Below are 21,635 nucleotides of genomic sequence, written 5' to 3'. Positions count from 1 at the left end.
ACTATACAGGAATATCTCCCTCGATTGGTTGTGGAATATTTTCTAAATCGATCATATAGTCTCCGAAACGTTTTATATGCCTAGTCAGATAAGGGCTAAGCATGACAATATCTTCTTTTGAAAATACATAGCCTTCTTTAGAAAGTTCCCACAAAATAAGTGTTATATCACATACATTTTGGAATATTACTGCGTTGGCAACTAAATCATTATATTTAATTCGCTTTTCTTGTTCTTCTGGATCATTTTCTGAAATGATCCCATCGCCACCAAAAAATAGCCATTTGGAAAAGCCGTTATATGCTTCGACTTTGTTTGTACTAGCACCAATTTGCTCTCTTAGTTTTATATCAGAAATATATTTAAGCAAAAATACAGTTCTTACAATCCTTCCTAATTCCCTAAAAGCTTGATATAATCGGTTTTTTCTACTATAGTTACTTAGTTTTCTAAGTAGTGTAGAGGGTAATATTTTACCAGCTTTTATAGAAAGAACCACTTGGAGCAGATCTTGCCAGTGTGTTTCAATTAGGTCCCAGTCAACGGTATCACTAAACAACTGATCAATGTGGTGATATTTTGTGTCCTTATCAGCCCTGTAAAATTTTAAATCCTTCCAATTTCGAATACGAGGCATTAAATTAATCCCCAATAAATGTGCAAGTGCAAAAACAGGCGTTGATTGACCTTGCGTATCAGCATGTAACGTATCGGGCTGAATGTCTGATTTATTTTTCAGCAAACCATCAATAATATAAACTGCTTCCCAAACTCCACATGGAATGAAGTGACTAAAGAGTGCAATATAAGTATCTGAAACATGATGATATGCAATCCCCCCATAACCTCCGTATCGAATGTGGTATTCAGAGATTAAGTTTTCTTCGTAGAGATCAAATTTTGTTCCATCTGCAGCAGCCGTTTTTCCATCACCCCATAGTCTAGGCAAACTAAATTGATTGTATTGATTTAAAATATTACGAATAGCTTCGTCTATTTTAGATGCATTAATATGTCGCCGATTTACAAATGAAATCATGTGTGGGGTTACTGCTTTTTTCATGTGCTTAGAAGTCTGTGTTGGTCCTAAATTACATCCGTATCCAAAAGAAGTAATGATATAACGTTCCATTGCATTTTCAAGCTTAGGATCTGAACCAGATAATGGTCCAAAATGCCGTGTCCAATTTGTCCAATGTTCTACATTACAAAGAATATCTAAGACATTTCGTTCAGGTAACCGTTGAGAAATAACTACCTCTAACGCCTTACTTGTCTGAGGTTGTTCTTTTCTCATTATTTTTCTCAACGTTGGTTCTCCATTTTCATTAATGATTACCTGGCCGTTATCAGGGTAGTTTAAATCTACTTTTTGTGCAGTATCTCCTAGCCAGAGCTTTAATTGTTGAACAAAATCCCCTGAATTTGAAGAAAAGCCAAGTTCCTTACAGTATTCATCTACCATAGGTTTACACTCATCCCAAGAAAGGAGCTGTTCACGGTAATCAGCAAAATTCTCTGATCCTTTTACACAAAGGTCTCCCGTTTTTAAATCGCTTGCAAGATAGGAAAAAATACAGATTTCAAGGTGTTTACGATGGATTAAGTTATTTTCTTTAGGTACATAAATCGTTTTTTTCCACTGTTCACTAGCAAATGAAAGATCCAAATCTATTTGTAGATTTTCAATTTTTCGGTTCTCATTATCACGTAAAAATTGTAAAGCTTCTAAAAGTGATTGATCCTGTGTGGTTGAATTAATTTCAATCATACTAATCAATCTAAAAAGAGTTTTCCTGTGGCTTTTATAGAACTTCCATAAAAGAGGAAGGTAGTTATTGCCATTATATGATGAAATTGATTCACAATCTTCTTTTAATGCGTCGATACCACCTCTTCTCCCTAATAACTCCCTTATTTTCTGACCAGTCAAGGTATCGTTCTCATTTATACTTGTGGCATTTAAGACTTCCGCCAAAACAGATATAAGATTTTCAGTTTTTGATCTATGTTTTTCTCGAAGAAGTTCTAGCTCCTCTTTGCCTTTGTTATGTATTGTTCTGACTCTTTTGAGAAACATCTCTACCAAACTATCTATAGCTGAAATTTTTGAGCGATAAATCATACAAAGTAGCAGCATATATCTTTTAGCTAAATTAAAGTCTTTTAATTCTGATGCATCAAGCGCTTTTGCTTCTAAAGCGAAGTGTTTAATTTTTAAATTTGGAATATCCTCTAGTAAGCTATCAATTTCTTCTATAAAATCAGTTAACAGAAGTAACCTATTTTGTATTTCTTTCATATGCGAAAGTGTTGCGCTTTTTGGAATTTCTTTTAATAAGTTATATTCAGAAGTCCGATTATCATTTTTAGTAACTAGTAATTGATCTAATTTTCGCTCAATTTCAGGAGTCAATTTTGAAAATACTGAATTAAATAACTGGTGATTCACTAATGTTCTTATACGACGAGCCAATCGATCTAATGTACTAAAAGCAGGTAATTCACACCTTTCTTTTATTAATATTTCAATGGATACGTTGATAAGATCGGCTGGATTGTCCATTACCTGTGTAGCCTTATAAATTGAAGTAGTTGCAATATGTAAGGCTTCTTTTCCATAAGGACGTACATTGAGGTAATCTCTAATTGCTTTTTGATGTCGGTAAATTGATTTACTATTGTAATTCGGTTCAACACTAGCAGAGAGATTCAAACAGGTCCGAATATGAATCATGATCTCTACAGGAATATCTTTCGGTCGAGGAAAGTAACCAAGTCGTTGGAAAGACTTTAACATAACTAATAGACTTAGAACTGAAACAGGTCCTCTAGCAACTTTATGCGCAAATTGGTTTTCTTCAGGTGTAGGGGAGTAAACATCACGAAGTTCTTTTGAAGTAGGACGTTTTTTAAATCTTGGATAAGCCGTACGTTCTATAGATGCCAAATTACCAACTCCATTCAAATTAAGTTGGGGGTGGTGACAGAGTAGCTGCCCTAGTCCGTCACATAATTCCCTAAAAATATAAGAGATTATTAATTTGCTTCTACTAGTTTTCTTTTATTAATCGCTCGATATAATGATCCCTGTGAAAGTCCTGTACCTTCTACAATTTCTTTTACCGAGTATTCTTTACTGTCATACATCCTCAAGGCTATTTCAATTTTCCCTTGATCCACTTTAGGCCTTCCTAGTTTTTTTCCTCTTCTTTTACTCGCTTCTAACCCTTCTTTAACTCTTTCTACAATTAAATTTCTTTCTAACTCTGCGATGACACACATCATTTGAAACATGGCTTTTCCCGTTGATGTTCTTGTATCCATGTTCTCCTTAATAGAAACGAACTTTACACCAGTATCCTCGAATTGCTGAATAATAGAAAGAATATCAAGTGTTTTTCTCCCTAAGCGTGAAATACTTTCTACTACAACGGTATCACCTTTCCTTATTACATCTAGCAATGAGTTAAGTCCATCTCTATCCTTTGTAGTCCCAGTAAATTTCTCTTGAACCATTTTTTCACAGCCGTACTCAGAAAGTAATATAATTTGTCGGTCTAAATTTTGGTCAACTGTCGAAACTCGAGCATAACCGATTATCATAAAGAAGCCTCCTGCACAATTTAATAATCTAATTGTACAAGAGACATCATTTTTGTAAAAGTATTTGGTAAAACTTTTGGTAATTATTTTTGGTAACCTATAAAATTAGTAAAATCAAGCATCAGTATTTCTCATAAATATTGTTACAAAAAATATGGTTTTTGGTAACAATCTTTTTATTAATACAAAACCAATCAGATATAATTATTTTGATAAACGCTCCATGAGAGTAGCTTTTTCTGCTTCAAAACCAGGTTTGTCAAGTAAAGCAAACATATTCTTCTTGTATGCTTCGACTCCAGGCTGGTCAAATGGGTTAACTCCTAATAGATGGCCACTAATCCCACATGCCTTCTCAAAAAAGTAAACCATCTCACCGTAAGTGTATTCATTCATTTCATCCAGTTCAATCACGAGATTAGGTACTTCTCCATCTATATGGGCCATAAGGGTACCCTGAAATGCACTTTTGTTGACTTCATCCATCGTCTTACCTGCCAGGAAGTTTAATCCATCAATATTTTCTGGATCCTCCTGAATAGTCACTTCAATTCGAGGTTTCTTAATCTGTAAAACCGTTTCTAAAAGGTTTCGTCGACCTTCTTGTACATATTGCCCCATGGAATGCAAATCCGTTGAAAAATCAACGGAAGCAGGGAATAGCCCCTTTTGATCTTTTCCTTCACTTTCCCCAAACAGCTGCTTCCACCATTCCGATACGTAGTGAAGGGAGGGCTCATAGTTAACAAGCACTTCAATTGCTTTTCCCTTATTGTAGAGTACATTTCGGACCGCAGCATACTGATAGCTCTCATTTGTCAATAAATCAGGATTGTTGTATTTACGGGCTGCTGCTGCTGCCCCTTCCATCATATGATCAATATCAAGTCCTGCTACGGCAATTGGTAAGAGACCAACTGCTGTTAGCACAGAATACCTTCCACCTACATCATCCGGAATAACAAACGTTTCATATCCTTCTTTGTCCGCGAGCTTTTTTAATACGCCTTTTTCCTGATCAGTAGTGGCAAAAATACGTTTTCTCGCCTCTTCTTTTCCGTATTTTTTCTCCATATAGTCACGAAAAATACGGAAAGCAAGGGCTGGCTCTGTCGTTGTTCCTGATTTGGAAATGACGTTAACAGAGATATCTTTCCCCTCTAATAGTTCAAATAAATGAGATATATAAGTAGAACTGATATTGTGACCGGCAAAATACACTTTTGTCTTATCGTTCATTTGGTTATGAAAGCTATGGGACAAAGCTTCTATAGCTGATCTTGCACCCAAATACGAACCACCAATACCAATTACAACCATTGCGTCTGAATGTTTCTTGATTCTTTCAGCAGCTTGTTTAATTCTTTCAAATTCACTCTTATCATAGTTTAGTGGCAAATCGACCCAACCAAGATAATCAGAGCCGGGGCCTGTTTTTTCATGTAGCATTTTATGAGCCACTTTTACAAATTCACTTAGATTATCTACTTCACTCTTTTTCATAAATGCTAATGCATTGGAGTAATCAAACGAAATAGTCATACATTACTTCCCCTTTCAATCAAATTTAGCTTAGCTGCTTCAATCGGAGATCCTTCTCCGTAAAAAAGATCTCTCGGCATAGTAAAACGTTTCATGTTAGTGCATTCTCCTTTTCTACAGTATATAAGGGAAGTTTTTAAAAACACATTTAAACTCCCCCTTTTCAATTTTGAAAAATCCTTAGTGGGACCGTGTAATTATCAATAGCGTACATTAAAAGACAGTTAGTATTAAGAAAACTCAATGGTCCCTCTCTACATCGGCACTTAGTATGTCTTCTGTTTTGATTTCAAGTAATATTTCCAAGAATCTTATCGTTCCTAATACTTTTCGAGTGTCTCCCTCATTTTGAACATTCTCCATTTTCTTTTGTTGGATCAGTTCACTTATTACTTGCTTGAAAGCATTGGTTTTTATAAGCCATTCTCCAACCAGTAGCTTAGTTGAGTCTCTCTCGTGTTCGGTTTTGACAGCAAATAAACTTTCGGTATCTGTCTCTCTTAACGTGATTGAATTAAAATCTTCGCTCATTTGAATCCGAAAATAATTCCTTTCACTATCATAATATTTTCCGTCCCTTAGAAGAAAATACTCTATCCCTAATACTATTTCATAAAAGGGCTCATTATCTGATGGAGAATGGAGTTCTTTTACTTCGATATTCTTCACCATGTCTAAATAGGTTTCTAAACCATATTGTGTGTTAATGATTTTTGCATCCAATACGTTCATGATGTCACACCTCAATATTGTTTTATTTTTTTGGCTCTGTTAAACTTGTCTGTTGGCTCCAGGTGCTCGCTTTCCGCGGGCGAGCCGGGAGCCTCCTCGGCGCTGTGCGGCTGCGGGGTCTCCCTTGTCATGTTTTTCCCGCAGGACGTTGAATCATCATCCGTGAATAGGCACCGCACGAGAAAATGTGAATGCATTTTCGAGGAGTCTCGCTCCTTCCGCTTCAATCAACATAGTTAGCACTATCAACGACTTAAGTAAATCTACCAATTTTTGGGATATACCAAACTAAAAATCCAATGAATTTCCGGCTCATTTTAACGAAAGACATATACAGCAGATGACTTTATGATTTTTCCACAGCATGTCCGCCAAATTCATTACGAAGGGAAGCTACCACTTTACCTGTAAATGTATCATTGTCTAATGAACGGTAACGCATTAGTAAAGACATAGCGATAACAGGGGTAGCTGTTTGAAGATCCAAAGCGGTTTCAACTGTCCATTTCCCTTCCCCAGAAGAATGCATAATGCCCTTAATTTCATCTAATTTTGCATCTTTAGAAAATGCGCGTTCTGTCAATTCCATGAGCCATGAGCGGATGACAGAACCGTTATTCCACACCCGTGCCACTTTTTCATAGTCAAAATCGAAATCGCTTTTTTCCAGGACTTCGAATCCTTCACCAATGGCGGCCATCATTCCGTATTCTATTCCATTGTGGACCATTTTTAAGAAGTGGCCACTACCAGATTTCCCAGCATATAAATACCCATTATCTACAGCTGTATCTCTAAAAATCGGCTCGACAATGCTCCATGCTTCAGGATCTCCACCAATCATATAACAAGCACCATAGCGAGCACCTTCCATCCCCCCAGAAGTACCGGCATCCATAAAGCTCACTCCAACTTTCTTCAACTGTTCGTAACGACGAATGGATTCCTTATAATGCGAATTACCAGCTTCAATGACGATATCTCCTTCACTTAGAAATGGTGTGATTTCACTAATAACTGAATCAACGACGGAGTGTGGGACCATTATCCAAACAACTCGTGGCTTTTCTAATGATTGAACAAGATCTTGTAAACTGGATGCTCCTTCAACTCCGTATTTTTTAATTTCTTCAATAGTATTTGTATTTAGATCAAACGCCATTACACGGTGTTTATTGTCAATTAAGTTTTTTCCTAAGTTCATACCCATTTTCCCTAATCCAATTAATCCTACTTTCACTTGAGTTTCCTCCTTTAAATTACAAAAAATAGCCTGTATTATTATGCTACCCATTTGTTGTTCTTCATGGTCTCCTTATGGAACCATAAGGATTCAACAAATACTTTAAGTTCCTTGGGTAAATCGCGTAACAATTATCTGTCAAATCCAACCTCGGTTTGCTCTCTTCATACCAATAGCCTTCCAGGGAGGTGCGGATTAAACTCCCCCCCTAGTTTCCCACCATTTAAAACCATCCTCCTCCAATAATTGCGAAGCAGCTTGTGGCCCCATCGAACCGGCTTGATATAGGTGGAGTGGAAGGGCATTTTCCTCAAACGCCTCTAAAACGGGCTGTACCCATTTCCAAGATAATTCAACTTCGTCCCAATGAGCAAAGAAGGTAGAGTCCCCACGCAGAGCATCAAATATTAAGAGTTCATATGCTTCGGGCACGTCTTTTTTACTCGCTGAAAAATCAACAACAATAGGTTCTAATTTTCCATTTATCGGGTTTTTACTATTTAACTGCAACGAAACACCTTCATTAGGACTTACATTAATAACTAATAGATTGGGTTCAGCATTTTGGATTTCATTGGTATACAAATTCTTTAATGGGTTTTTGAATTCAATCACAATCCGCGTTAATTTTTCCGTCATTCTTTTTCCTGTCCGGATATAGAATGGGACCCCGTCCCAGAAGGAATTATCAATCCATAGACGAGCAGCGACGAATGTATCGTTTTTAGAAGAAGCATCAACGCCAGGTTCTTCTAAGTATCTGACTACTGGTGTACCGTTTATTTCACCTGATCCATATTGGCCACGAACGACGTGGATACCTACAGTATTTTTCTGTAATGGTCGCAGAGATTCCATAACTTTTCTTTTCTCATTACGGATATCTTTTGCACTAATCTGTTTTGGGAGATGCATGGCTGTCATCATCAACAGCTGTAGCATATGATTTTGAACCATATCACGAATAGCGCCTGCTTGGTCATAATAACCAGCCCTCTCTTCTACACCAACCGTTTCACTAGCCGTAATTTGCACATTGGCAATAAACCGATTGTTCCAAAGTGATTGCAGCACAGGATTGGCAAATTCCAAGGCTTCAAGGTTTTGAACCATTGGTTTTCCGAGATAATGGTCAATCCGGAAAATTTCATCTTCTTCAAAAGCTTTGCTTAATTTTTCGTTTAAATCTTCAGCAGATTTTAAGTCATACCCAAATGGTTTTTCGATAATCAATCGTTTCCATCCCTTTGTCGAACCTAAGCCACTCTCCTTTATGTTTAAAGCAATTACATCAAAGAATTCAGGAGCAACAGAAAGATAAAACATTCGATTCTCTTCAATACTCTGGTCTTTTTCATTTTGTTGAACGACTTCAACTAACTTCTTATACCCTTCAGCATTCGTGAAATCTAACTGGCAATAACGAAATGCCTTTACAAACTCTTGTTTTTCGGATTTATCATTTATCAAGTGTCTAGAAAAAGTGTATAGCGAGTCTGTTACATGGTTTTGAAAATCAACATCAGACATTTCGTCTATTCCTACACCAATGATCAAAAAAGAATCTGGTAATTTTTGATTCAAATATAAATTAAACAAGGCAGGGTAGATTTTTCGCTTAGCTAAATCCCCAGTTGCCCCAAATAAGACAAACGTCATAGAATCCACTTTTCATTCCTCCACTTTTTCAAAGCATTTTCAAATAGAAAAATGTCTGATTTTCTTCGTTTCCCCTACAAAACAACAAGGATTTTCGCTATTGCGTTATCCTACTTTTGGATGTAAGTTTCGTTTATTTCTCCCAGCTTGTCCGGTAATAATGATATCTCTTAATTGAGAATGTCCACATTTTGGACAGGTTTCATTATTTATGGTGATGATTAGACATCTTTCACAAACTTTTCGCTGCTTAGTTTTGAACCTTTCCATGCGGATCTCTCCTTTCGTAAAAAGCAACAACATGTATAAATTATTAAATGAAGTTTCACTTCATCTCACCATGCTTGTAGCAGTATTCCCTTAAGGTTTGGTAGTATTCTTTAAGCTCGCTATTACTTGAGCAAAATCAGTATATTACGTATGTTATACTTTTGAAAGTACGCACTTTATTAACATATAGATACATTGGTATAACATAGTGTTAAAAATAATACTATAAACTTGAATCCAATACCAAGAGTGAAAAGCCAAGGACAGCGATTATACAAGATTCGCTGCCCTTGGCTTTTTAGTAACTGATTCTTTTATTAAATGTTGTGTTTTTTCAACCTTTTAAATACGTAGAGATATAAAAAAACACGGACAGCATCTTTATTAAGATAGCTAACCGTGGTTTGTTAGTATATGAACTTTTTTACACTTTTTCGAACCCCTAGGAGAAACTCTTTTTTCTACTGAATAGACGATTTGTTTTCTGTTTCTTTTTCCAATACATTCTCAATATAATCTTTACCCCAGTCATACATAGCTTCCAGAATAGGCATCAGACTTCTTCCATACTCAGTGAGTGAGTATTCAACTTTTGGTGGAACGACAGGATAGACTTCACGATGAACAATCAAATGGTCTTCAAGTTCGCGCAATTGATTAACAAGCATTCTTTGAGTGATACCCGGCATGAGGGCCTTTAGTTCACCAAAACGTTTGGTTCCTTCTTTTCCTAGATGCCACAATACCAACATTTTCCATTTTCCACCAATAATCGAAAGAGTCAATTCTTTTTCACAATTAAACACTTTTTCCCCAAGATTCGGCATTCATTTCACCTCCAACCCTTATTATGTCCCATAGTATACTTTTTGTTACTATATGATAAAAAAGTGCATACTTTTAATTTAGTAACATACCCAGTATACTGAGTATCATACCGTTAGTAAATAGCTATCAATTGGATACAATAACACTGTGCAAAAGAAAGCTATACGGCACAATTATACTATTATATAAGGAGCGAGTAATAAATGAAATTACAATTAGCATTAGATCTTGTAGATATTCCAGGAGCCATTGAATTGGTGAAAGAAGTAGAAAATCATATAGATGTTGTAGAAATCGGCACGCCGGTTGTGATTAATGAAGGCCTTAAAGCAGTAAAGGAAGTGAAAGCTGCCTTCCCTAACTTAACTGTATTAGCTGACCTTAAAATCATGGATGCAGCTGGATATGAAGTTAGCCAAGCATCTGCAGCAGGCGCTGACATCATCACCATTCTTGGTACAGCTGAAGACGAGTCCATTAAAGGTGCTGTAGAAGAAGCAAAAAAACAAGGTAAACAAATCCTTGCTGATATGATCGCAGTTAAAGACATTGAAGGTCGTGCGAAAGAACTGGATGAACTAGGAGTAGATTATATCTGCGTTCACACAGGTTATGACCTTCAAGCTGTAGGAAAAAATTCTTTCGAAGACCTTGCAACCATTAAGAGCGTTGTAAAAAATGCGAAAACTGCTATTGCAGGCGGAATCAAATTAGAAACACTTCCAGATGTGATTAAAGTACAACCAGATCTTGTCATCGTAGGTGGCGGTATCACAAGCAAAGACGATAAAAAAGCAGTTGCAGCTAAAATGCAAGAATTAATTAAACAAGGTTAATTATAACTATGAAAACTACTCAATATTTAGCTGAAGTCGTTCAAGAATTAAGTCGGACAGTCGACTTAATCTCTGACGAAGAAGCAGAGAAGTTGGTTAATAAGATTCTGGAATCCAAAAAAATCTTTGTTGCAGGTGCGGGCAGATCTGGATTTATGGGCAAATCTTTCGTGATGAGAATGATGCACATGGGGATCGATGCTTATGTAGTCGGTGAAACTGTAACAGCAAATTTAGAAAAAGGTGATTTGTTGATCATCGGTTCAGGTTCAGGTGAAACGAAAACCTTGGTTTCAATCGCTGAAAAAGCAAAAAGTTTAGGTGGGACGGTCGCAGCTGTAACGATTTCCCCTGACTCCACGATTGGAAAATTAGCTGATATTATCATTAAATTGCCTGGATCACCGAAAGATCAATCTGAAAGTGAATATAAGACCATACAACCAATGGGGTCACTTTTTGAGCAAACGATGTTATTATTTTATGATGCATTGATCTTGCGTTTTATGGAAAAAAAAGGCTTAGACTCTACTAAAATGTACGGCAAACATGCCAATCTCGAATAGAGTACACTTTAAAAAATATGGAAACATCGTAAAGACCGCATTTATTTCTTTTATGAATTGCGGTCTTTACTGCATATTACAAATAACACAGTCCATACAGGAAAGAAAAAATAGCCTCTGATTCAGTCCCTTCTATGGCCGGATCAGAGATCATTATTGGGTGGGGCACAGCCAAGAATTTAGCCATCACTCACAGTATGAGCCCTATTTGGGTTATCACCAATATTTCACTGGTAGGCCCCATGTCTATATAAGTTTTTTTATGGGAAAATAAAATCCTATTGGCGATGAAAAACGCTTCATAAGTGTAGTAAACAAAACTCTTCGTTTTATAAAACAAAGGAATGAGGTTGAATAAATGGTTCGATTCGGCGTAATCGGTACTAATTGGATTACAGAAAGATTACTTGAAGCAGCAAATGATGTAGAAGATTTTAAACTAACTGCTGTTTATTCTCGCACGATTAGTAGAGCAGAAGAATTTGCAAGTAAATATGGAGTAACAAAAATATTTACAAACCTAAAAGAAATGGCAGTTAGTCAAGAAATTGACGCGGTGTACATTGGCTACTCCCAATTCATATCACGCAGAACAAGCTATTTTATTTTTGCAAAATGGCAAACATGTGTTATGTGAAAAGCCACTGGCTGTTAATGCAACCGAAGTAGCGAGGATGATTCAAGCCGCAAAAGATCATAACGCCCTATTAATGGAAGCAATGAAATCAACCTTACTTCCAAACTTCAAGGTCATTCAAGATAATTTACATAAAATTGGTCCTATCCGTAGATACTTTGCAAGCTATTGTCAGTATTCATCTCGTTATGATAAATACAAAGAAGGAATTGTCCTTAATGCCTTCAATCCAGAGTTTGCGAACGGTTCATTAATGGACCTTGGTGTCTATTGTTTGTATCCACTTATTACATTATTTGGTGAACCAAAAGAAGTGAAGGCAACTGGCATTATGCTTGATTCGGGTGTGGATGGTGAAGGTAGCGTCATCTTAAAATATGATGATAAAGATGCGATTGTGATGTATTCCAAAATAACGAACTCTTATTTACCAAGCGAAATTCAAGGCGAAAAAGGAAGTATCATGATTGATAAGATTCATACGGCTGAAAAAGTAGAAATTCACTACACTGACGGCACGGTTGAACAATTAACAGTCGACCAATCTCATCCAGCTATGTATTACGAAGTGAAAGAATTTATTGAATTAATCAACCGAGGAAAAACAGAGTCTGATACTAACTCATATAAAAATTCATACACCACGATACAAGTGTTGGATAAAGTGAGAGATGAAATAGGTCTTGTATATCAAAGTAATCATAAGTGAAAAAACACAAAAACCCCTACAGCGACTTGTATTATTCTCTTGAGAAATTACGAATCTGGCCTGTTTGTCGAAGAATAAAAGAAATCGTTTTAGAACTTACCTAAACTATTTTGCATCCATTCTTTTTTATAAGAGCATTATAGCATTTTCTACCCGGCTAACAAATTTTAAAGGACTTTTGCTTATTATGCAAAGGTTCAATGCTCATTTTTTAAGATGTGTTTCTTCTTATTAATTTGTGATTTAGTTTAAGTATTCCTTAATAGGAGTAGCGACAATGACACTACCCCTATTAGGATCCTACCAACAACCGCACTTTTCTGACCCCACCCTACCCTACAGAGTAAAAAGGGTTGTAAATGTAAAAAAAATCCATGCTATGACCCTTTTTTACAAGTACCTCGGTCGTACCCCTTCATAATCTTCAAGAAGAAACAGACTTTTTAAAGGCAAATTAAACTCATTTTCATCATCATTAAATAATATCCACTTATTTGGGTGACTTAGATCATCTTTTTTTATACCAACATAATTATATAGATACGCATATGTTTGAATAGCATTATTGGGTATAACTAAGTACTCTACAGTTTCACCTTCAGATAAAAACACCCTACTATCCTTTATTAAGTCTTTCAATACTAGCATCCTCCCTACACATAGATAAGTTCTTGATATGAAAATTTCATAAATGACGCTTAAGAATCTTATATTAGTACGAAATTAAATCCTTATGATGAAAAATTCCTTTCCTACCATTAAAGTCAACTGTATAAGATACTCTATTCCCTTTGTGAACTTCCGTTACGAAACCACGTTTCTTAGCAAAATCCTTCAAATAATAATAATCCTCAATATCACATTCATTTTCTACTGGGGGAATTACTTCTACCTTCTGATCTAACTCGAATGGTAATGTTTCAATAAGTGCTATGGATTGTTGCTCATTAGAGACTTCAATTTCTTCATTTGCAATATTCACGCCTTCACCGAAAAGGGCCATTTGTTCCATATCGACCCAACCCCTCTCTCAAAAATTTTATAGCAGCTTCTTCTAACGTTATACTTTCTTTAGTAGCATTCTTTTTTATTTCATTCTTTAATTGTGCCGGTACATGTAATACAAGAGGTTCTATGTCACTATCAATCAAGAGCCCATTATGACGAAGAGTTACACTCCCATCAACACATGACGTCTCGATCAACTTAATTTCAGTTAAATGAGTTTCTGTGGAGATGTTTAATAGGACTGGCTTTACTTCTATGACTATTCTTTCGACTTCTGAAACTAATCGTAAATTTTTAGGACCTACATGTTGATAAAGTAACTCTATAACGCTATAAACGGGAGAATTAATATATTGAGGTTTTGGAAATTCAAACTTTGCATAACCACGTTTTGTTATATATTTCTTATCCTCTATTTCTTTAATAGCTTCAAATCCAGCAGTTTCAGCATCTTCTAACTGATAAACTTGTCCATTTTCCGTTATTACTTTTCCTCCATCTTCTTGCAACTCCATAATTCGTGCCTTTTCTTGCGTAGTAGCATTGTGAAGGAGCTGAAAAAGATAGTAGCCTTTATCTTTTATATAGAATTGTTTCTTTTCTCTTTTTTTCTGCAGAATATTATTTTGTTTAAATTCATCTAAATCTTCTAAAGTTACGAAGTAAATTTCTCTACCCTTATATGGGTGTTTAGTAGCTTTTAATAACCCTTTAGCAATGTATGAAGCAACTGTTGTTGGGTGGATCTCCAACTCTTTAGCAATGTCACCAGTAGTTAGTCCTGGCTTCTTCATTATTTTAGCTAAGCGGTCAATATCCTCTTTTTTAAATAAAAGGGTCGTATCTATTTGCCATTTATCCTTATAGACAGGTTCTAATTTTCCATCTTGAATGTATTTGTATATTGTATGAGTAGTAACATCTAATTCTTTTGCTGCTTCATTCGTTGATATTAGTTCTTCTTGATGATTCGTCATGTTTACCCTCCAATACTTCGTCGCTTTATTTCTTTATTTACAAAGAACTAATGTTGGTACTTAACTCCATTAACTAAATCAGATTCACTAACATTAAATACATCTTTAATCTCACTTAAAGTATCTGAATACCAACTTCAATCACAGGTTCATTGAAGTTTTTGTCAACATTGATATAGCCTACTCCATCCAATAAATGAAATCCATGTTTTATTAATTTAAAAATTATTAAATCTTCAACTACATTACCTTCTAACGTAGATAGAAGAACGAAACTCAATTTGCGGAAATCTCCATTGTAAAATTCGTCTAACACTTTCATTTCAAAGGGATTCAATTCATTATTTTCTTCAAATTTTTCATTTAGCCTTTCAGTCAAAAGAGTAGCAAATTCAATCACACGCTCGTTATCATTAAATACCAATTTCCCTTTATTTATATCGTTAATTAGTTTTTCTTTATTCTTCGTAAGGATAAATAACTTTTCTTCTAATGAAGGTGTTAAGAAACTTTTAAGCCAATTCTTCATATAACCTCTCCTTTTTTTCTTCACAATTAGGTTTGCACTTCATAAGCGTATAGCGACATTACTAATTAAAAATAAATAGCTATAATTCCAAGAATAAGAGCACCGATAATACCAGCAGTATTTATAAGAGTAAAAAATATTGCGAATTCCAAATCATTATTCATTTATCAAACTCCCCTTCGCTAAATCGGTCTTATTTAATAAGCGAACTACGAATTAATTTTCGTTATATAAAATTGCTTTTAGAATTTCTAATGACATACTTTCATATCCAGACTTTTCATAGTCTTTTACTAAATCTTTTATAGCTTCTAAACTTCTGAATCATTCAACAAAATTTAACCTCCTTATAATCAATTTAATCCTTATTCGATTTAAACATTAGATAATAAATACCTAGAGATAACATCAATGATGCTAATCCAATATGCCCTAAATAACCACCCATTAAGCTACTTTCTATAAACATAAATCCATTCACCTTTTTCTTTTAACTATTTAATTAAATAAACATTTAATCATAATGATCTACTACTAAAAATTAAAAAGACGATCAATGATACAGCCATACATCCTACAAAGAACCAAAAACCCAACATTTATTTGCCACCATTACTTATTTTGGTATTACTTTTTGAAGCACTAAATTCATGACGAACAAAACCTGAAATTGAAATATAAAAAAGTACAATTAATAATATTAAAGTTACAACAGAAAAGAAAGGCACAAAATCAAGAAAAACTGATAGAGCTGCAGGCTTCCCTTCCCAGTCAATACTCATTTTTATATCTTCTGCTGACATATCAAGTTGTTCCAACAGTCGCATGTTTAATCACCTATTCCTGTTTCAATAAATTTATTTAATACATCTTCGTAAACAGTATCTGTACCACTCACTCTTTTAAATCCTTTTATAAACTTCGGATTAGTACCATGTTTATCTAAAAATCTGTTCCAATCATCTGAAGAAAATGTATGTTTATTCCCATCAAGAGTAACTTCATAAACCTCATTTTGCCTTTTAGAATAAAAGACCTTTTTGTATTTCATTATTAAACCTCCATTTATAATGCCTTTGTATTCAATTCAATTAATAGGTCATTATGAGGTTAAAAGAACACATCAATATTTTAGAATTAGTTATACAACAAAAAGAGGATTAGCAATCCCCTTTTTAAAGTTTACACGTAACGGACAACTAAATATAGGCTATTTAGTTGTCCATATTGGATGATTATTTTTTTGCTATTTTACCTAAATATGACTCTGCATCTTCCTTCGTATCAAATACACGCGATAAATCCTTTGCAGATAACTTATATCCTCTACCTTCCGCATCATGATCAACTATAATAGCATGATGATACGTTTTTGTGCCTTTTCCAAAGACAACTGGAATAATATCGCTTATATCTCTACCATTAACAAAATAGCCCGTCGATCCTTCTAACCAACCCAAATCTCGTTGCCACTTTTCTCTACCTAAAATTACCTTTTCAATTTTCACTCTTTTAGAAGCCTTCTCAATAGCACTTGGTACTACTTTTAATACTCGTCCACCTGATAATGCAACACTTACAGGTAATTTGTTGGTACTTTTAACACCGCATATTATTCCGTATTCTCCATCATCTTTTAATTTCACAATCATACCTTGTTTAGCTTCATTAAGTGATAGAGCCTTACCTTCTACTATGTTGTATGTTAGTGGTGGAAATTTAGATGCTAATTGTTTAATTGCTTCTTCCTTAGCTAATTTCAAAATATCTTCTTTGGAGCATTCTTTTTCAAGTTTTAATGGAATTGTGATTGTGCTTAAATCTAAAGTTACTGTTACTTCTTGTGACATTTATATAACCTCTCTTATTTTAAAATTGTTTTATGTATTGATTTCCTCATTGTTCAATTAATGTAAGAAATAAAATTTACAACCAATCCACATGAATTTTACCTTTTAATTTCTCAGGAACCCCATTAGAAAGAACTAGGGTATAGATACATACCGACACTTCTTCCAAAAGACCAATAGTTAGTTCCTCTAGGGTTACAGTTTCAAAACCTTCTATTAAATAAATGATACTTAGATTGAAAGTTACCGTTTGAGGGGCGTCCCCAAAATCCCCTCCGATATATGAAACTTCTATCTTTTCTCCTTCTTTTTTCACAAGTGAATATTCAGATGATCTTCCAACTACTACAAGCTTATAAGACTCATTATCTTCCATTTGACTAATATGTACATTTTCGAAATTTCCCATTTTAAAAACACCCTTTCTAAAAGACTCTTTTACGAGAGTTTTAATCTCTCCACCCATTAGTAATAATTTCTAAACTACATCTCATTAAATTCTACCTCGTAATACACCCCCTTATAACAACCCAACCTAAACAACAATTTACTTGTTATTTATTATGTAACATTTAACTTACCACTTTATTCTAACACACTAAACATATATTGTATAGTTAATTATAAAATATATGTATAATTTATAATTAATTATATTATCTATGTTATATTAAAGTAAGTAGACAAATAATGTATTTTTCTATTAATCTTATATTTTTATAGGGTATAATTTACAATATATATATATATAGGGTAAACGAGAAGTTAAATACATATAATAGGTAGGTATTTATAATTTAGTTCTTTAAAGGAGTTGATAAGTACATGAAGTCGAATAATGAATTATCTATTACTGGTCAAACATATGAGGGTTTATCTGTAATTAATAATATGGATATACCTGAATTAATAGCAACTTTGAACAATAAAGAGAATTATATAAAGATGCTTGACGTTATAGATAGAAATGATGCGGAGGATTATACGCAGTTTAACGATTTGGAAATGATCTATCTTTTCGTTCATCACGAAAGAGATTTAGATGATGTGAAAAATAGGACAGCTGGTACCAAAAAAGAATATCTTCGTGAGCTTTTACAGTTTTATTACCGATTTATTCATAATGGAGGTATTTATGAGTTTGATGTTTCCAGGTGCGATATTACTACCTTATTAAAATCAATAAAGCCACGAAACATACGTAAGTATCAGCAATGGTTAAAAGAAGCACCTTTAGGAAAAAGCGGAAAGCCTTACTCAATCACAACACTTGCCCGAAAAACCGTTGTTCTTAAAGCATTTCTTTCATTTCTTAATAACAAAGGGTACATCACTACACCACTGCATGATGCATTAAAAACCGCGAATGTTAACAGGCGAGATTTGCCGGATAGGGATCTCAATTCTGTGGAGGTAATACAATTGATGGCATATTACCGAGATCACCCTATCCTATATAGCTTATTAGCAGTATTAACAACAACTGGAATCCGTATTCAGGAGCTCTGCAAAACTAAAATGAGTGATCTATCTTATGATAATGGCCGTTATTGGTTAAAAGTAATTGGTAAGGGAAATGTAGAGCGGGAAGTTTTAATTCATCAGAACGTATTTAATACGATCAAAGAATTTAGAAAACGAAGAGGTCAAAATATGGTGTTAGATAAGGGCGACAGTTCCCCTATTTTTACAACAGCCAAAGGGAAAGAATATAACTATAAGTACTTATCGAATTACATCACAAAGGCTATTCGCAAAACCGAGTTACCGTTTGTTATTCATAGGAAAAATCCTATAGGTCCCCATACGCTTAGACACGCATACGCCATCATATCAGCTGAAAATGGCAGCGACCTACTCAGAATCAGTCAGAGTTTGGGGCATAAAAATGTGAATACGACGATGATCTACCTCGAAAAGACTCTTGCTAGGAAGAATAGTGCATCACACTCTTGGGCAAATTCAGACATTTTAAATAATATCTAAGTTCAACAATTTTGAAGTATTGATTTCGAAATTCCCTTTGTTTTTTACTGAATAAATATAATTATGTTTCGCTTTACAATTAGTAGATTGATAAAATTGAAGAGAATAATTATTTGATATTGGGGTGCTATTTATGAATCAGACAAAATCTTTCCGAATAGTGGCAGAAGAAATACCTTTTGAACATGAGCATAAGAGCAAGATTTACAACACATTTTTCGCTATATCTAACTTCTACAAAAACAATCCTAATCCTGGAGCATGTCATTTAATTTCTAGTGTTTTTCATGTTTTATTAAAGGAACAAGGAATAGAAAATGATTTATGTATCGGTGAAGTCACTTACAAGAAGGGTTTGTTTTTTGACCATTCTTGGATTGAAATAGATGAAAAAGTTTTCGATATTGCGATTCAACTAACTTTGCAAGGTGAAATAAATCCACCTGTTTACGCAGGATATGATTTATATACTGAGAAACCAGTAGAAAGAGTCTATGGAACAACTTCTCCAACAGGATTTGATTCAGATGGTAAAAGAGTTCTTAAAACTTCATTTGTAAATTATATGAATGCATATCCTAACTTTAAAGAAGGCGCATGGCAGATAGTCAAATTGATCGGAAAAGACCTTCGATTAAAATTTGATTTAAAAGAAATTCCGAAGCGATACGCTAACACCCAGAGAAAATTAATCTCTGAAAGAAAATAAAGAGAATTTCAAAAAACAGAACATCTATATATTAGTGTTCTGTTTTTTACTGTAAATACCCCTCCTGTAGCTTTAACTCGGTTGCTGAATATTAAAGATGTTTCAAATAACTAGTTTATTCATCTTAAGAGACCTTTACCATAACAGACAAATATAGTTATTCATGTACTTCGTTCTCCTTGTAATTTATAGAATTCTTAACATAAACAGCAGTTCTAGATATAAATTTCAAATCTCCGTTATCATTTCTTGCCCTTTCAACACCTGGAAGAACCTTATCCTTATCATCTTTATTCATATCTTTTTTGACAACTGAATTATAAAGTTTACCAAGCTTTGCTCTTAAAGTGGACGGTTGTAAGTAGCCCTTGTCGACTGTAGAAATACATTGTTTAGAAAATGAATCTAACATTACAAGTGTAAATTCACCATCATCTCTTTCATTTGTTTCTTTAATAAGTTCATTTAGTGCAGCAGTATAATCGAAACCTACTGTATCTAAACCTATCTTATCAACAATATCACCGTAATTTAAGCCACTCATATAAATTCTTTCAAATATATTTTGCATGAGCAAATTCATAGTAATATTGTTTTTATTTGCATCTTCTTCGATGCGCTTAAACATTTCCTGTTCTAATGTCAAATAAACTCTTGGCATAATAATACCTCCTATAACATTGTGGGTTTTGGCTATCGTGTAATTTTATTATAATGAGGTTTGGCTACTATGTAAATAGTAATGTTGTAAACAATCATCAAATATTTTATGCTTCTTAAACTATTTTCGTCAGACATATCATTTTTCACCTGTAAGATGCTCTACAATTTCTTTAAAGGCATTCTTACTCAATCCCTTTTTATAGCATGTAATAAAGTCACAGATTAAAATTTCTATAATACTTTGAACATCTAAAGGATATTCAACATTTAAGTCTTCCAAATCAGCTACGAATACTTCAAGTCTGAGTGCCAATTTTCGTTCTAAATCAAATTCAAGGCTAATAATTTTGGTGTCAGTTCTTGAAATTAGCTCTAGTTCAGTTTCATACCTCTTTACTATTGGTGGTCTTTGATCCCTTGCAAGCAAGCCTTTGTAAACAGCTATTGGATCATACTTTTTCCGGAGATCAATCAAGAAATCCTCGATTAGTACCAATATTAGACTGTGAAAGTCAAAGGTCACTCCGCTTTTATCTGCAATATCCTCACATAGTAATTCCCCTCTAAGATAAATGCTTGTCGGTAGCTCTATTTCATATTTTTGAAAACTTCTTTGCGTCAATGACCTAAATAAACGATTTGTAATCTTTTGAGTAAATGTCTTTGATGTGGCAGCAAGACTAATTTCCTCTAATTCGGAGTTATAAACGCTAAGTTTTTTATGACTCATCGTTAATCGATTCCTTCCGCTTTAAGCATTGTAATAAGGATACGGTGTGCAGCCTGCCTTCGACTACAATCCCAATCAATTGTTAAAGAATCAATTTTTTCAGTCGTGAGTTGATCTAATTTTGCTGGGTATGATTTATCAGAATTAGATGGATAATCAAATGCAGGAAATTGTGTTCCCAACTGCAACCCTCTTTTAATGAGATATGTACATAAGTGTGTTGGATACATCTTTTTTTCTCTGGCTACTTTTCGGACGAGCTGTCTTTCCTCAAGTGTGAGCGGTATTTTAATGTGCACTTTCTTATCACTTCTTGTTGCTCTCTTCGGCTTGTCCACTGGATTATTCCGAACATTAGGGTTAACCATCTCTTTTGGTATATCTTTTCTAAAAATAGGATTCAACGTCATTTGTACACTCCCCCTCTTCCCCTTTAGCCCCTTTTCCTCTCTTAAGCTAGGGTCAAAGAGTCATATAGTTATATAATCAATCTATTCAAGATACGAGGGAGATAGTACGTATAAAACCATCTTTTTTAGTCAAATATGGTAAGAA

General features: G+C 34.4%; 23 protein-coding genes and 1 pseudogene. 5 read left to right on the top strand and 19 right to left on the bottom strand.

Annotated elements, in window-relative coordinates; genetic code table 11:
* Window position 1: 1 nt before the first annotated feature.
* From COD11_RS13300 to COD11_RS13270, 8 genes are all read right to left on the bottom strand, one after another.
* Window positions 2-2,950 (bottom strand): Tn3 family transposase, encoded by a 2,949-nt coding sequence (locus tag COD11_RS13300; RefSeq protein ID WP_066194381.1) that lies wholly within the window; start codon window positions 2,948-2,950, stop codon window positions 2-4.
* Between the two features lie 89 nt (window positions 2,951-3,039).
* The gene (locus COD11_RS13295; RefSeq protein WP_066154495.1) at window positions 3,040-3,606 is read right to left on the bottom strand and encodes a recombinase family protein; all 567 of its coding nucleotides are present in this window, start codon (window positions 3,604-3,606) and stop codon (window positions 3,040-3,042) included.
* Window positions 3,607-3,810: 204 nt separating this feature from the next.
* Window positions 3,811-5,148, bottom strand: coding sequence for a glucose-6-phosphate isomerase (locus tag COD11_RS13290; protein ID WP_066154493.1), 1,338 nt, complete (start codon window positions 5,146-5,148; stop codon window positions 3,811-3,813).
* 240 nt (window positions 5,149-5,388) lie between these two features.
* Window positions 5,389-5,880, bottom strand: a complete 492-nt coding sequence (locus COD11_RS13285) for a hypothetical protein (RefSeq protein ID WP_031538332.1) — start codon at window positions 5,878-5,880, stop codon at window positions 5,389-5,391.
* Window positions 5,881-6,226: 346 nt separating this feature from the next.
* The gene (gene gnd / locus COD11_RS13280; RefSeq protein ID WP_031538333.1) at window positions 6,227-7,120 is read right to left on the bottom strand and encodes a phosphogluconate dehydrogenase (NAD(+)-dependent, decarboxylating); all 894 of its coding nucleotides are present in this window, start codon (window positions 7,118-7,120) and stop codon (window positions 6,227-6,229) included.
* 198 nt (window positions 7,121-7,318) lie between these two features.
* Window positions 7,319-8,791, bottom strand: coding sequence for a glucose-6-phosphate dehydrogenase (zwf, locus tag COD11_RS13275; protein ID WP_066194379.1), 1,473 nt, complete (start codon window positions 8,789-8,791; stop codon window positions 7,319-7,321).
* Window positions 8,792-8,887: 96 nt separating this feature from the next.
* Window positions 8,888-9,052 carry a hypothetical protein gene (locus tag COD11_RS26870; protein WP_155986760.1) on the bottom strand — a complete coding sequence of 55 codons (165 nt, stop codon included), beginning with the start codon at window positions 9,050-9,052 and terminating at the stop codon, window positions 8,888-8,890.
* Window positions 9,053-9,513: 461 nt separating this feature from the next.
* Complete coding sequence (locus COD11_RS13270) at window positions 9,514-9,879, bottom strand: winged helix-turn-helix transcriptional regulator (RefSeq protein ID WP_066194376.1); 366 nt, start codon at window positions 9,877-9,879, stop codon at window positions 9,514-9,516.
* 204 nt (window positions 9,880-10,083) lie between these two features.
* Here COD11_RS13270 and hxlA point away from each other — a divergent pair, with 204 nt between their 5' ends.
* From hxlA to COD11_RS13255, 3 genes and pseudogenes are all read left to right on the top strand, one after another.
* Complete coding sequence (hxlA, locus tag COD11_RS13265) at window positions 10,084-10,716, top strand: 3-hexulose-6-phosphate synthase (protein WP_031538336.1); 633 nt, start codon at window positions 10,084-10,086, stop codon at window positions 10,714-10,716.
* Between the two features lie 8 nt (window positions 10,717-10,724).
* On the top strand, window positions 10,725-11,282 hold the full coding sequence (gene hxlB / locus COD11_RS13260) for a 6-phospho-3-hexuloisomerase (protein WP_031538337.1): 558 nt from the start codon (window positions 10,725-10,727) through the stop codon (window positions 11,280-11,282).
* A gap of 358 nt (window positions 11,283-11,640) precedes the next feature.
* Window positions 11,641-12,628 (top strand): annotated as a pseudogene (locus COD11_RS13255) (Gfo/Idh/MocA family protein).
* 390 nt (window positions 12,629-13,018) lie between these two features.
* Here the strand turns inward: COD11_RS13255 and COD11_RS13250 are convergent.
* The 8 genes from COD11_RS13250 to COD11_RS13215 all read right to left on the bottom strand — a co-directional run bounded on the left by COD11_RS13250 (window position 13,019) and on the right by COD11_RS13215 (window position 17,401).
* Window positions 13,019-13,267 carry a hypothetical protein gene (locus tag COD11_RS13250; RefSeq protein ID WP_098797384.1) on the bottom strand — a complete coding sequence of 83 codons (249 nt, stop codon included), beginning with the start codon at window positions 13,265-13,267 and terminating at the stop codon, window positions 13,019-13,021.
* Window positions 13,268-13,340: 73 nt separating this feature from the next.
* A complete protein-coding gene (locus COD11_RS13245; protein ID WP_098797383.1) occupies window positions 13,341-13,640 on the bottom strand; it encodes a hypothetical protein in 300 nt (99 codons plus the stop codon).
* Window positions 13,615-14,613, bottom strand: a complete 999-nt coding sequence (locus COD11_RS13240) for a helix-turn-helix domain-containing protein (RefSeq protein ID WP_098797382.1) — start codon at window positions 14,611-14,613, stop codon at window positions 13,615-13,617. Before COD11_RS13240 ends, COD11_RS13245 begins: the two co-directional genes overlap by 26 nt.
* Window positions 14,614-14,728: 115 nt before the next feature.
* Window positions 14,729-15,142, bottom strand: a complete 414-nt coding sequence (locus COD11_RS13235) for a hypothetical protein (RefSeq protein ID WP_098797381.1) — start codon at window positions 15,140-15,142, stop codon at window positions 14,729-14,731.
* Window positions 15,143-15,741: 599 nt separating this feature from the next.
* Window positions 15,742-15,969, bottom strand: coding sequence for a hypothetical protein (locus COD11_RS13230; protein ID WP_098797380.1), 228 nt, complete (start codon window positions 15,967-15,969; stop codon window positions 15,742-15,744).
* A gap of 2 nt (window positions 15,970-15,971) precedes the next feature.
* Window positions 15,972-16,193, bottom strand: a complete 222-nt coding sequence (locus COD11_RS13225; RefSeq protein ID WP_098797379.1) for a hypothetical protein — start codon at window positions 16,191-16,193, stop codon at window positions 15,972-15,974.
* A gap of 184 nt (window positions 16,194-16,377) precedes the next feature.
* Entirely contained in the window at window positions 16,378-16,992 is a 615-nt protein-coding gene (locus tag COD11_RS13220; protein WP_098797378.1) for a hypothetical protein, read from the bottom strand.
* 76 nt (window positions 16,993-17,068) lie between these two features.
* On the bottom strand, window positions 17,069-17,401 hold the full coding sequence (locus tag COD11_RS13215) for a hypothetical protein (RefSeq protein WP_098797377.1): 333 nt from the start codon (window positions 17,399-17,401) through the stop codon (window positions 17,069-17,071).
* Between the two features lie 416 nt (window positions 17,402-17,817).
* On the opposite strand from COD11_RS13215, the gene COD11_RS13210 reads away from it, so the two are divergent.
* Together COD11_RS13210 and COD11_RS13205 are read left to right on the top strand one after the other, a co-directional pair.
* Window positions 17,818-18,978 carry a tyrosine-type recombinase/integrase gene (locus COD11_RS13210; RefSeq protein WP_098797376.1) on the top strand — a complete coding sequence of 387 codons (1,161 nt, stop codon included), beginning with the start codon at window positions 17,818-17,820 and terminating at the stop codon, window positions 18,976-18,978.
* Between the two features lie 133 nt (window positions 18,979-19,111).
* Window positions 19,112-19,687, top strand: coding sequence for a lasso peptide biosynthesis protein (locus COD11_RS13205; protein ID WP_098797375.1), 576 nt, complete (start codon window positions 19,112-19,114; stop codon window positions 19,685-19,687).
* A gap of 157 nt (window positions 19,688-19,844) precedes the next feature.
* On the opposite strand, the gene COD11_RS13200 is transcribed toward COD11_RS13205, so the two are convergent.
* The 3 genes from COD11_RS13200 to COD11_RS13190 all read right to left on the bottom strand — a co-directional run bounded on the left by COD11_RS13200 (window position 19,845) and on the right by COD11_RS13190 (window position 21,490).
* Window positions 19,845-20,348, bottom strand: coding sequence for a hypothetical protein (locus COD11_RS13200; protein ID WP_098797374.1), 504 nt, complete (start codon window positions 20,346-20,348; stop codon window positions 19,845-19,847).
* Window positions 20,349-20,486: 138 nt separating this feature from the next.
* Window positions 20,487-21,080 carry a hypothetical protein gene (locus COD11_RS13195; protein ID WP_098797373.1) on the bottom strand — a complete coding sequence of 198 codons (594 nt, stop codon included), beginning with the start codon at window positions 21,078-21,080 and terminating at the stop codon, window positions 20,487-20,489.
* A 2-nt stretch (window positions 21,081-21,082) separates the two neighbouring features.
* A complete protein-coding gene (locus COD11_RS13190; protein WP_098797372.1) occupies window positions 21,083-21,490 on the bottom strand; it encodes a hypothetical protein in 408 nt (135 codons plus the stop codon).
* Between the last annotated feature and the right edge of the window lie 145 nt (window positions 21,491-21,635).

The sequence above is a fragment of the Bacillus sp. AFS040349 genome, from assembly GCF_002577655.1.
Taxonomy (GTDB): domain Bacteria; phylum Bacillota; class Bacilli; order Bacillales; family Bacillaceae; genus Metabacillus.
This window is presented reverse-complemented; position numbering and strand designations above follow the sequence as displayed.